Origin of the sequence: Campylobacter concisus, assembly GCF_015230035.1 — a bacterium.
GTDB classification, from domain to species: Bacteria; Campylobacterota; Campylobacteria; order Campylobacterales; family Campylobacteraceae; genus Campylobacter_A; species Campylobacter_A concisus_BK.
The window spans coordinates 17,590-30,217 of sequence record NZ_JAAKZD010000006.1 but is presented as its reverse complement, the minus strand read 5'-3'; the positions used below and the strand labels follow the sequence as shown (position 1 = coordinate 30,217).

Sequence of the window (12,628 nt, the reverse complement as noted above, 5' to 3'; positions counted from 1 at the left end):
ATTTGGACTGCAAATACCTAAAAGAGTGCGGATCATGCACTCTTTTTACCCCTTATAGTGAGCAAATTTCATTTAAAACTGATCTTATCAAGCAAAATTTCTCCCCATTTTATGATGGCAAATTTGATGTTTTTAGCTCAAGCCCAAAGCACTACCGCACGAGGGCTGAGTTTGGCATCTGGCACGAGGGCAGCAAGCTTAGCTATACGATGCACGCAAGCGAAAAAGATAAAAAGGTCTTCATAGATGAGTGCCCAAAGGTTTGCGAGCAAATTTCACATCTCATGCCAAGGCTACTTGAGAGCTTGCAAGATGATGAAATTTTACGCACAAAGCTCTTTGGAGTGGAGTTTATCGCCTGTAAAAGCGGCACCTTAGTCACGCTTCTTTATCACAAAAAGCTTGATAGTGAGTTTGAAGCGGCGATGAAAATTCTAGCTAGCAAGCTTGATGCGATGATCCTAGCTAGATCTCGTGGTCAAAAGCTTCTTAGCGGTGAGCTAAATTTAGTTGATGAGCTAAATATTGATGGGCAAATTTATAAATTTAGCCTAAGTGAAAATGCCTTTATCCAGCCAAATAAAGCGGTAAATGAGAAGATGATAGCTTGGGCAAAAGAGTGCGTTGAGGGTGGCGCTGACTTGCTGGAGCTCTACTGCGGACATGGGAATTTTACTATCCCGCTTTCGTTTAAATTTAAAAACGTTCTTGCCACTGAAATTTCAAAAAGCTCGATCGCAAATGCCCTTAAAAACTGCGAGCTAAATGGGGCAGAAAATATCAAATTTTTGCGAATGGACGCTGATGAGCTGATGAGCGCATTTGCTGGCGTTAGGGAGTTTAACAGGCTAAAAGAGATAAAATTAAGCGACTTTAACTTCTCACACGTCCTTGTCGATCCGCCTCGCGCAGGACTAAGTGAAAGCGTCATAAATTTCATTAGAAATTTCAAAAACATCATCTACATCTCGTGCAACCCAGAGACACTAAAAGAAAATCTAAATGAGCTTACTAAAAGCCATAAAGTGATAAAATTTGCGCTCTTTGATCAGTTTGCAAACACTCATCACATCGAGTGTGGCGTGCTGCTTAGGGCAAAAGAATAAATTTAAAAAGGAAAATTTAAAAAAATGGTTTCATTAAATAAAATCATCCAAGCAAAGATAACGATCGGTCATTTCGTGACCAAGACCCCATTTGCGCAAAGCGCGAAGCTTAGTAAAATTTTGGGCGCAAATGTCTATTTGAAAGAAGAAAATTTACAAAGAACGGGCGCATATAAGATAAGAGGCGCATATAACAAAATAGCTAGCCTAAGCGACGAGGAGAGAAAACGTGGCGTCGTGGCTGCAAGCGCTGGCAACCACGCTCAAGGCGTAGCTATAAGTGCAAAAGAATTTGGCGTGCACGCTTGTATCGTCATGCCAGAGTCTACGCCACTTTTAAAGGTAGCTGGCACGAAGGACCTTGGCGCAGAGGTCATTTTAAAGGGCGATAACTTCGACGAGGCATACGCTTTTGCGGTGAACTACGCCAAAGAAAAGGATATGACCTTTGTTCATCCATTTAACGACGAGTATGTTATGGCAGGGCAGGGCACTGTGGGTCTTGAGATGCTTGATGAGATAAGCGACCTTGATATGGTTGTAGTGCCAGTTGGCGGTGGTGGCTTGGCTAGCGGCGTGGCAAGCTGTATAAAGCAAGTCAATCCAAAAACTAAAGTCGTTTGCGTCGGCGCAAAGGGCGCTCCAGCGATGTTTAACAGCTACGGCGCTAAAAAGAGCATAAACTCAAAGTCAGTTCGCACTATAGCTGATGGCATCGCTGTGCGTGATGCGAGCGAGATAACGCTTAAAAATATCGTTGAGTGCGTGGATGAGTTTGTGCAGGTCGATGATGAGGAGATCGCAACTGCGATTTTATTTTTGCTAGAGACGCAAAAGATCGTAGTTGAGGGAGCTGGTGCAGCTGGCGTGGCAGCACTTATGCATGATAAGATCAAATTTAAAAAAGGCGCAAAGATAGGCGTGGTGCTAAGTGGCGGAAATATCGATGTTCAAGTGCTTTCTATCATCATCGAAAAGGGTCTTATCAAGTCTCACCGCAAGATGACCTTGCAAATCACACTTGTAGATAAGCCAGGAGCGCTCATGAGCCTAACTGATAGCCTAAAATCAGCAAATGCAAACATAGTTAAGATCGACTATGACCGCTTTTCAACAAAGCTTGACTACGGCGATGCAAGCATCACTATCACGCTTGAGACAAAAGGGCTTGAGCATCAAGAAAAGATCAAAGATACGCTTAATAAAAATGGCTTTTCTTTCACTCAACTCTTCTAAATTTATAAGCTCGCTACCTTTTAAAGTAGTGAGCATTAACTTTCATTAAATTTACAGGACTAAAATTTCGCAAATTTATTCAAGGATGAGATATGAAAAAGTGTTTATTAAGCCTTGCGTTGTTTTGCACTTTAGCTTTTTGTGCCGATGATGAGGTGGTTAGCAAGCAAAACGATCAAGTATGGATAGGAGCTATGGGTGGATGCAAGCTTTATGTATTTTCACTAAAGACGACTGACGCGCCAGTAGATAAGCTAATAGCCAAAGATGAGGCGCAAAAAGAGCTTGTGGCAAATACTAAAAATTTACCAAACAAACACAACGTAATGTTTGCAAAGTGCGAGGACTACACGGCACTTATAGATAGCGGCTATGAAGATAGCTTGAAAATTTTAAAGTATGATCTGCAAACTTTTGGCAATATAAAGCCAGAGGATCTAACCTATGTCATCATCACGCACGCTCATCCTGATCACATAGGTGGGCTCATAGATGGAGGCAAAAAGACATTTAAAAACGCCAAGCTTCTTATAGATGAAAAGGAGTGGGGCTACTGGATGAAGGGCAAAGACGAGAGGACAAAAGAAATTTTATCGCTTTATAAAGATGATAAGAGCTTTTTTGACCATAAAAAGCCGCTATTTAACGGGGCGCTAAAGATTATGGCTATCCCAGCCTACGGCCACACTCCAGGGCACAACATGATAAGCTTTGAGACAGATAACGACAAGATCATCTTTATAGCTGATCTTCTTCACGTCCTAGCAGTGCAAGAGGTCGAGCCAAGCATATCTATCACTTATGATGTAGATCCAGCCCAAGCTGCCAAAACAAGAGAAAAGGTGCTTGATGGCTTGGAGGACGAGACTACAAAGATAGTGGGAGCTCACATGCCTTATAAGAGCCCTATCACCTTGCCAGAGTGATAAATTTCTTTTGCTTTACAAATTTAGGATAAAATGCGGGCTTTAAAGGAGAAAATATGAGCGAATACGCAAATTTGATATTAGCTATCTTGCTAGCTATTTTGGCATTTGCATTTTATAGGTCAAACAAAGCGCTAAAAAAGGCAAAAGATGATAGCGAAAATGTCTCAGTCAGCACTGAAATTTCGCAGCTAAAAAGCATCGGCGAGCTATCTGTTTTTCAGGTGTATAGCAAAGAGATCGTCACAAAGACAGATCATGCGTTTGGAAATTTTGGCAAAGAGTATCTAAGGTGGCTGGTAAGCGAGAAGAAGCTTTCGATGATATTTGAGTTTGAGATAAATTTCATCTACGACCTAACTAGCCCTAGACTTGAGATCATGCAGATCGCAAACTCTAGCTACAAGATAAAAATGCCTCCATGTAAGTATAAATTTTCAATCGCAGATATGAAATTTTACGATGAAAAAAATGGCAAATTTATACCATTTTTGTTGCCTGACTCGCTAAATGGCTTTTTTGGTAGCACTTTTACAGAAGAAGATAAAAATAGACTAATCGAAGAGGCCAGAAATGAAGTCAAAAAGATGAGCGTTCGCCTTATCTCGCAGCTTCAAAGTAAAATTCATAAATCAGCTCGCGACACGCTTGAAGCGATAGCTAAGAGCTTTGGCGCAAACAAGGTCGAGTTTGTCTTTGACGATAGCGATGATCATATCAATGAGCAATTAAATTTAGAAAATATCGCATAAAAGCAAAATTTAAAGGAGAAAAAATGAGTGTAAATTCACAAGAGGTCACACAAGCACCTGGTAACAACACAGTCTTTCAAACATGGGTTTTAAAAGGCGACAAAAAATCATGTAAAGAGGGCTTTGCTAAGCTTTGTGCTTTAGTTGTAAATTTAAACAAAACTGCTAAAGTTAGATTTGGCGCAAACGAAAATGTAAACTGCGTCCTTGGCGTGGGTCATGATGCTTGGAAAAAGCTTGAAATTTCAAAAGAATTGCCAAAAGAGCTTGTAAATTTTAAAGCTATCAAAGGCGATAAACATGAAGCTGTTAGCACAAAGGGCGATATCCACATCCACATCCGTGCGCTAAATGCGGCTGATTGCTTTGACATGGCGCAAAATATCAAAGAAGTTTTGTTTAAATTTGCAGAGCTTACAGATGAGACTCAAGGCTTTAAGTACCACGACGGCAGAGCGATAATTGGCTTTGTCGATGGCACTGAAAATCCTGATGGCGAAGATAGAGACCTTTTTGCAAAAGTAGGCAAAGAGGATGCTAAATTTAAAGGCGGAAGCTATGTTTTCGTGCAAAAATACTTCCATAAAATGCAAGAGTGGAACGCCACAAGCGTAAGCGAGCAAGAAAAGGTTATAGGCCGCTCAAAAGAGTATGACATCGAGATGGACGAGAGCGTAAAACCTACAAATTCACACTCTTCAGCTGCAAATGTCGGCGACGATAAAAAGGTCGTGCGTGGCAATATGCCATTTACTGAAGGTAGCAAAACAGGCACTTATTTCATCGCTTATGCTAGCACATTTTCAACGGTTGAGCTTATGCTTAAAAAGATGTTTATCGGCGAGCCAAAAGGCAACTCAGATAGGCTGCTTGACTTTAGTACGCCAGTGACTGGGGCTCTCTTTTTTGCTCCTACGCTTGATATGCTTGGTGATTACGAGGGATAAATTTAGATTGGGGCGAAGCAAATTTGCCCCTTTAAATTTAAGAGGATAAAGATGCCAGAGTGGTTTATCTATGCAGCTCTTTCGGCTATTTTTGCTGCACTTACCGCGATCTTTGCAAAGCTTGGCGTAAAGGATATCGATAGCGATTTTGCGACATTTATAAGAACGATCGTTGTCGTTTTTATGCTTATTTTACTTTTAAGCGTGGCTAAAAAATGGCAGCCACTAAGCTCTCTAAGCCCTAAAAACTGGCTCTTTCTCATACTAAGTGGCATAGCTACTGGGCTATCTTGGCTTATGTATTTTAAAGCGATGCAAGCGGGCAAGGTCTATCAGGTAGCGCTGGTTGATAAATTTAGCGTTGTGCTGGCTGTCATTTTGGCTGTTGTCTTTCTTGGTGAGAGGCTAAATTTAAAAGAAATTTTAGCCCTCTGCCTTATCGTATCTGGCGTATTTTTACTCATTTTTAAATAAAATTTTCTGCATTATCCTTAAAGCATATTTTTAATTTTAATTTGTAATTAATCAAAAAGCCCCTAGAATTTGAACGATTTCATTTTGAAGGGAGAAATATGAAAAAAATCATTCTTTCAGCCATCGTAGCTTGTGCTGCATTTGGTGCGGGTATGAACTACACAGATCTCGTAAAGGACGTATATGCTGACGCAAACTCAGCTAAGAGCATAGGCAGGCTGCTACCAACCAACGCAGTTGAAATTTTGCAAACTAGCGGCGACAGAGCGCAGATCAAAGTAAAAGGCTATCAAAACCCAGCCGTTAGCAACGTAGTTTATTTCGCTGATGGCGCGAGGATCATTTCAGTAGCATTTGCAAAAACTGCGCCTTTTGACATCAAAGTGATAAAAGAGGGCAAAAACGGTAAATGGAACGAGGTAGAAACGACAGTTTTTGTTCAAAAAGATGGCTTTAGCACTGACGTAAATGCAATGTTTGCAAAAGCTGATAAGATGTATAAAGAGAGCTGTGGCGTTTGCCATGCGTTGCCTCAAACTACGCACTTTAACGCAAATCAGTGGCCGTCACTTCTAAAATCAATGATCGGCAGAACCGCAATAGAGAAAAAAGACGAGTGGCTAGTTATCGAGTACCTACAAAAACACTCATCTGATGTGAATTTAGGCAAATAAGGAGAACACGATGAACGAGAACAGACGAGATTTTCTAAAAAAAGGTGCAACAGCACTTGCAGCTACACCTTTACTTTCAGGTGTAACAGCTTCAAATTTGTTTGCTGATGAGGTTAAAAAGGGCGTTTTAAAAAATGGCGAAACTCTTACAGCTGCTCACTGGGGCATGCTAAAAGTGACAACTAAAAACGGCATCGCTGTAAAGTCAGAGCCTATCCAAAAAACAAGTGAAATTTACAACCCACTTCAGCACTACACACCAGATATGATCTATAAAAGTCGTATCAAACACACAATGGTAAGAAAGAGCTACTTGCAAAATCCAGATAGCCCAAAACCAGAGCTTCGTGGCATAGACGAATGGGTCGAGGTGCCTTATGAGGACGCGATCAAGCTAGTTGCTAAAGAGCTTAAAAAAACAAGAGCGCAAAAGGGCTTACAAAGCGTTTTTGCAGGTAGCTACGGCTGGAAATCAAGCGGCAATGTGCATAACTCGAGAATTTTACTTCATAGATTTATGAACCTTAGTGGTGGTTTTGTTGGCTCACTTGGCGACTACTCAACAGGTGCTAGCCAGATCATCATGCCTCACGTTGTAGGTAGTATAGAGGTTTATGAGCAGCAAACTAGCTGGCCAGTAGTGCTTGAAAACTCAAAAGTCGTAGTCATCTGGGGTGCAAACCCACTAGCTACTCTTCGCATAGCTTGGACAGCGACTGATGAGCAGGGCTTTAAATACTTTGAGGAGCTAAAAAACAAAAAAGATATCAAGGTTATCGTGATCGATCCTATCAGGTCTGAAACAGCACAATACTTCGACAAAGCTCAGTGGATCGCTCCAGTGCCAAACACCGACACAGCGATGATGCTAGGCATGATGCACTACCTATATGAAAGTGGCAAATACGATAAAGAATTTATCGAAAACTACACTTATGGCTTTGATAAATTCCTCCCATATCTACTAGGCAAGACAGACAACACTCCTAAAAATTTAGAGTGGGCGAGCAAAATTTGTGGTATCGACAAAGATACTTTAAAAGAGCTAGCTGATACATTTGTAAGCAACCGCACGATGCTAATGAGTGGCTGGGGTATGCAGCGCGCTCACCACGGCGAGCAACCACACTGGGCGATGGTAACGCTAGCTGCGATGATCGGTCAGATAGGCCTACCAGGTGGAGGCTTTGGCTTAAGCTACCACTACTCAAACGGCGGCGCACCAACATGCAAAGGCGCAGTCATTGGCGGCGTAAATAGCGCAAGTGTGGGTAAATTTAACGAAAAAGGCGAGTTTATCGGCACTGATACAGGCGAGTTTGACAAACACGGTCGCTTCGTCGCAAAAGCAGCCGCAGTAGCAGGCACAGGTCAAAGCTGGCTACAAAAAGCAACCAACTACGCTTTCCCAGTAGCTCGTATCGCTGATGCGTTGCTTCACCCTGGCAAAGTGATAGATCATGACGGTAAAAAGATCACCTACCCAGACATCGACTTTATCTACTGGGTCGGCGGCAACCCACTAGTTCATCACCAAGATACTAATACAAATTTAAAAGCGTGGAGAAAGCCAAGAACGGTTGTCGTTCACGAAGCTTACTGGACACCGACAGCAAAGATGGCTGATATCGTCTTTCCAGTCACCACAGAGTATGAGAGAAACGACATCACGATGACTGGGGACTACTCAAACATGAACATCGTGCCAATGAAACAAGTCGTTGAAAAATACCGCGAAGCAAAAGATGACTATCAAATTTTCACTGACCTTTGCAAGGCTTATGCTAAAAATTTAGCTATCGCCTACACAGATAACGGCAAAGACGAGTTTGACTGGATCAAAGAGTACTACGACGCAGCCTACGCTCAAGTAAAAGCGGTCCCTGAGCTCGCAAGTGATATGAAGCCATTTGAAGAGTTTTGGAATGAAAACAAACCAGTCACATTTACCTCATCTCAAGATAGTGATAATTGGGTAAGGCTTGGTGAGTTTAGAGAAGATCCTGTGCTAAACGCTCTTGGAACGCCTAGCGGTCTTATCGAAATTTACTCAGATACGATCGAGAAAATGGGCTATGATGACTGCAAGGCACACCCAACTTGGTTTGAGCCGATCGAGTGGCTAGGCATGAAAGACAAACCTGCAAAATACCACATGATAAGCTCTCACCCAACTGACCGCTTGCACTCACAGCTAAGCCAAACTTCACTTCGTGAGAAGTATGCTATCGCTAACCGCGAGCCAGTGTGGATAAACGAAAATGACGCAAAAGAGCTTGGCGTAAAAACAGGCGATTTGGTGTGTGTATTTAACGCTCGCGGCGAGGTACTAGCTGGTGCTTATGTGACTAAAAACATCAAAGAGGGCGTTGTAAAACTAGCTGAGGGCGCTTGGTATGACGGCTTTGATAGTGGCATCTGCAAAAATGGCTCTGCAAACGTGCTAACCATAGATATCCCAACAAGTAAGCTAGCAAACGGCAACATCAGCCACACAGCTCTTGTAAATATCAGAAAATATCAAGGCGATGAAGCACCAAAACTTACAGCATTTTCTGAGCCAAAATTTTCTAAATAATTTCAAAGCAGGGGAGTGATCTCCTGCTTAAATTTATCTTTGCTTATAAAATATCTTTAACTACTTTTTCAAATTTATTTAATTATTGTCATAAATTTAAGAGAAAATTTGAATAATTTTTATTAATTTACATTATTTATTTGTAATTAAAATTTTCTTAAATCACCTAAAATAGGCTATTTGTTAATTAAAGTAAATTTATTGTTGCTTAAATGTAATTTATATTTTCAAGTTATATTTAATTATTAAAGTAATAAAATCCGCTTCGTTTTTTGGGAGAAACAGCCAATATATCGTATCTTGTAATGCAAAGGAATGAAAAATGAATAATCTAAGTATAAAAATAAAGATCCTACTAATTGTAATTTTAAGTCTTATTTGTTTAAGTGCAACAAGTATTTATATTTTAAATGGCGTTTTTAAGAGTAGAAGCCAAGCTGTATCAAGCCTTAATACAGCTGAAGATATCATAAAACAAAGTGAATTTATCCATGAACTTCAAAAAGAGCGTGGCTATAGCGCAGGCTTTATAGCTAATGGCAAAGATTCTGATAAAAATTTAAAAGAGCAAAGAGCTAAAGTTGATAGCGTTTTGTCTAAACTTTCTAACAAAGATGAACTTTCAAGCGAGCTTAATAGCATAAGAGCTAAAGTAGATAGCAAAGAAAGTTTTGCTCTCATAGCTCCTAAATTTCACGATATGATCGAAAATACACTTATATTTGAAAATTCCCTCGCAAGCAGTTCTGAGCCTGATATGAAAGATAACTTGGCTAGAATTTTTAGCATCTCAAAGATCAAAGAGTATTTTGGTATCACAAGGGCGGTGTTAAATGCTGCCTTTATAAAACATAACATCGATAAAAATACATACGTAAATTTGGTTTCATTTAATGCAAATATCAAAAATCTCTTAAATGACTATGTGAAATTTAACGCAGGCACATACGCAGACAGCCTGCAAAAAGAGATCTTGCAAAGTGATGAGTTTAAAAAGATAGATGATATCATCAAAAGTGCTATCGCTACTCCAGATGAGACAGCTAGCAAGTTCGAAGCGGCTAGTTGGTTTCAAAGCATTACAAATTTGATCGATGACTTTAGAAACTATGAGCTTTACTTGTTAAATGATATGAAAGATAAAGCTTTACAAGATATGAGCGAAGCTGGCAACTTAGCTGTTTCTATGGTTATTTTGCTTGCCTGTTTTATACTCTTGCTTGTTTTGGTTTCATTTTTTGTCGGTAAAAATATCATCTCGGGTATCGATAGCGTAAAGGGCGGGCTAAGCGAGTTTTTCTTATATCTAAACAACAAGACAAATTCTGCTAAACTTCTAAGTTTAAAAGGTAAAGATGAAATTTGCATCATGTCGTCGCTCATAAATGAAAATATAGAGGTTATCCAGACGGCAAAAGAGCATGAGAACACCTTCATCCAAAAAGCAAACACCTTTGTAAATGAGATAAAAGATGGCAACTATGAAGCAAACTTAGAAGCTGATACTAATAACCCAGCTCTAAATCAACTAAAAAGCACATTTAAAGATCTACAACTTGCTCTTAAAAATGCAATCTCAAGTAACGGCAAAGATGTACTTGATCTACTTAACACTTATAAAAACCAAGACTTTACAAAAAGACTTGATGATGATGGTAAGATAGCAAGTGGCATAAACTCTCTTGGCATTGAAATCTCTAAAATGCTAAATGACAATCTAAACCAAGCTCAAGTACTAGAAGAAAAAGCTAAACTTCTAGCTGAGTCAGTATCTCAAGTAACAAGCTCAGCAAACACTCAAGCAAATAGCTTACAAGAATCTGCAGCTGCAGTTGAGCAAATGTCTAGCTCAATGAATGCCATCTCTCAAAAGACAGCTGATGTTATAAGACAAAGTGATGAGATTAAAAACATCATAACTATCATTAGAGATATAGCAGATCAAACAAACCTTCTAGCTCTTAATGCTGCAATAGAAGCTGCACGTGCAGGAGAGCATGGTAGAGGCTTTGCCGTTGTTGCTGATGAAGTTAGAAAACTAGCAGAGAGAACTCAAAAATCTCTAGGTGAGATAGAAGCAAATACAAATGTCCTAGCTCAATCAATAAATGAGATGAGTGAATCTATAAAAGAGCAAAGTGAAGGTATCAATATGATAAATCAATCAGTTGCTCAAATAGATCACCTAACAAAAGAAAACGTTGTAATTGCAAACCAAGCAAACGAAGTCACATCAGAAGTAGATGAGATGGCTAAAGCTATAGTTGAAGATGTTAGGAAGAAGAGGTTTTAACTTCTTTCTTTAGAGTTTTAACAAAATCAAATTTGTTTAAATAAGACTACAAAATAAATTATAAATTTTATTGTTAAGGGGGAAGAGGCTTTAATTACGGTCTGCTTGCAGTTGCGAGCTTGCGAAGCAAAAAAGCTCCCTTCCCCCTTAACAATCCCCCAACCCCGACGACGTTAGCGGTGGCATGCAATAGCGCTAACGCACTGCATGCGATTTAAAACTCTAGCAAGTTTAAAATTTGGTGATGTGATATGATCGCTTGCAAATTTTAAAATTTAATGGAAGTTTTTGAAGGTCAAATTTAAATTTCTAGCCCAAGATGAGCTAGAAAAAAATAGAAAATTCTATTCTAAGGCTTGAGCCAGATCAGCTATCAGATCCTCGGCGTTTTCAAGACCTATGCTAACTCTTATCAGCTCTTTTGTGATGCCAGCTTTGATGAGCTCTTCACTGCTTAGCTGCTGGTGGGTCGTTGAGGCTGGGTGTGTGATGAGCGACTTTGTATCGCCGATATTTACTACGATCTTAAAGAGTTTTACGCGCTCTAGCATCTTTTTTGCACGCTCAAAGCTATCAGTCTCAAAGCAAAATAGTCCATTTGCCATGCCATCTTTAAAGTATTTTTGCGCCTTTGCGTGATCCACGTTTTCGGCAAGCCCTGGGTATGCCACACTTTTTATATGTTTGTGAGAGTTTAGAAATTTAGCCACTTTTAGCGCGTTTTGCGAGTGTCTTTCAACCCTAACAGCGAGCGTTTCAAGCCCTTGTATGAGCTGCCAAGAGTTAAACGGAGATATCACAGCGCCGATGTCGCGCACGATAGCAAGCCTCATTCTTAGCGTGTAGATGTCAAAACGATCGGTCATATCAGCATATACGATGTCGTGATAGCTCGCGTCTGGCACGTTAAAGTGCTCATATCTCTTGTTACCTTTTAGCTTTTCGTTTAGGTGATTTGCACTGACGACCACGCCCGCTAGGCTAAGGCCCTGACCGCTCATATATTTGCTAGCGCTATGCACGCAAACATCGACGCCGTGGCGAAGTGGCTGAAAGATGATAGGCGTTGGCACGGTGTTATCGGTGATGCTGATGATGCCATATTTATTTGCGATTTCTACGATCTTTTCGATATTTGGGATAGAAATTTGCGGATTTGAAAGCGTTTCAAAAAATATAGCCCTAGTTTTTTCGTCTATCAAGCTCTCTAGATCATCAGCAGTGTCGCTGTCAAAGACTCTAGCTTCTATGCCAAATCTTTTTAGCGTGTGCGTAAAAAGCACCGTCGTGCCGCCATAAATTTTCTTAGCGATGATGATATTATCGCCTGCTTGGGCTAAATTTATTATGCTGTAAAACAAAGCTGACTGACCGCTTGCAGTCGCTATCGCAGCGGCTCCGCCCTCAAGTGCAGCGACCCTTTTTTCAAAGATATCTGTCGTTGGGTTGCTAAGTCTTGTGTAGATGTAGCCGTTATCTTTTAGATCAAACCTAGCAGCTGCTGTCTCGGCACTTCCAAAGTCATAAGCTGTGCTTTGAAAAATAGGCACAGCCATCGTGCCAAAGCCCCCCTGAGTGTCGTAGCCTACGTGGATCGCAGCGGTTTCTTGCCTCATTTTTGCTCCTTGTTTAAGTAATTTTG

General features: G+C 40.4%; 10 protein-coding genes and 1 pseudogene. 10 read left to right on the top strand and 1 reads right to left on the bottom strand.

What is annotated here, in order from left to right; all coding sequences use genetic code 11:
- The first annotated feature begins 2 nt into the window (after positions 1-2).
- The 10 genes and pseudogenes from trmA (at position 3) to G6W41_RS10460 (ending at position 10,986) form a co-directional block, all read left to right on the top strand.
- Entirely contained in the window at positions 3-1,106 is a 1,104-nt protein-coding gene (gene trmA / locus G6W41_RS05110) for a tRNA (uridine(54)-C5)-methyltransferase TrmA (RefSeq protein WP_194170830.1), read from the top strand.
- A 24-nt stretch (positions 1,107-1,130) separates the two neighbouring features.
- Positions 1,131-2,342, top strand: coding sequence for a threonine ammonia-lyase (gene ilvA, locus G6W41_RS05105; RefSeq protein ID WP_107965799.1), 1,212 nt, complete (start codon positions 1,131-1,133; stop codon positions 2,340-2,342).
- A 92-nt stretch (positions 2,343-2,434) separates the two neighbouring features.
- Positions 2,435-3,268: an MBL fold metallo-hydrolase gene (locus tag G6W41_RS05100; protein ID WP_194170829.1), complete on the top strand. Its 834-nt coding sequence runs from the start codon at positions 2,435-2,437 to the stop codon at positions 3,266-3,268.
- Positions 3,269-3,324: 56 nt separating this feature from the next.
- The gene (locus tag G6W41_RS05095) at positions 3,325-4,020 is read left to right on the top strand and encodes a DUF4230 domain-containing protein (protein ID WP_107965801.1); all 696 of its coding nucleotides are present in this window, start codon (positions 3,325-3,327) and stop codon (positions 4,018-4,020) included.
- 23 nt (positions 4,021-4,043) lie between these two features.
- Positions 4,044-4,967: a Dyp-type peroxidase gene (locus G6W41_RS05090; protein WP_194170828.1), complete on the top strand. Its 924-nt coding sequence runs from the start codon at positions 4,044-4,046 to the stop codon at positions 4,965-4,967.
- 51 nt (positions 4,968-5,018) lie between these two features.
- Positions 5,019-5,441, top strand: a complete 423-nt coding sequence (locus G6W41_RS05085; RefSeq protein ID WP_194170827.1) for an EamA family transporter — start codon at positions 5,019-5,021, stop codon at positions 5,439-5,441.
- A gap of 98 nt (positions 5,442-5,539) precedes the next feature.
- Positions 5,540-6,115 (top strand): cytochrome C, encoded by a 576-nt coding sequence (locus G6W41_RS05080; RefSeq protein ID WP_194170826.1) that lies wholly within the window; start codon positions 5,540-5,542, stop codon positions 6,113-6,115.
- A 10-nt stretch (positions 6,116-6,125) separates the two neighbouring features.
- Complete coding sequence (locus G6W41_RS05075) at positions 6,126-8,693, top strand: molybdopterin-dependent oxidoreductase (RefSeq protein WP_194170825.1); 2,568 nt, start codon at positions 6,126-6,128, stop codon at positions 8,691-8,693.
- Positions 8,694-9,015: 322 nt separating this feature from the next.
- Positions 9,016-9,816: pseudogene (locus G6W41_RS10465) on the top strand (nitrate- and nitrite sensing domain-containing protein); the annotation flags it as partial.
- Between the two features lie 9 nt (positions 9,817-9,825).
- Complete coding sequence (locus tag G6W41_RS10460) at positions 9,826-10,986, top strand: methyl-accepting chemotaxis protein (protein WP_430733017.1); 1,161 nt, start codon at positions 9,826-9,828, stop codon at positions 10,984-10,986.
- 344 nt (positions 10,987-11,330) lie between these two features.
- Here the strand turns inward: G6W41_RS10460 and G6W41_RS05065 are convergent, their stop codons facing one another.
- Positions 11,331-12,602 carry an O-acetylhomoserine aminocarboxypropyltransferase/cysteine synthase family protein gene (locus tag G6W41_RS05065; protein ID WP_194170823.1) on the bottom strand — a complete coding sequence of 424 codons (1,272 nt, stop codon included), beginning with the start codon at positions 12,600-12,602 and terminating at the stop codon, positions 11,331-11,333.
- Positions 12,603-12,628 lie beyond the last annotated feature (26 nt).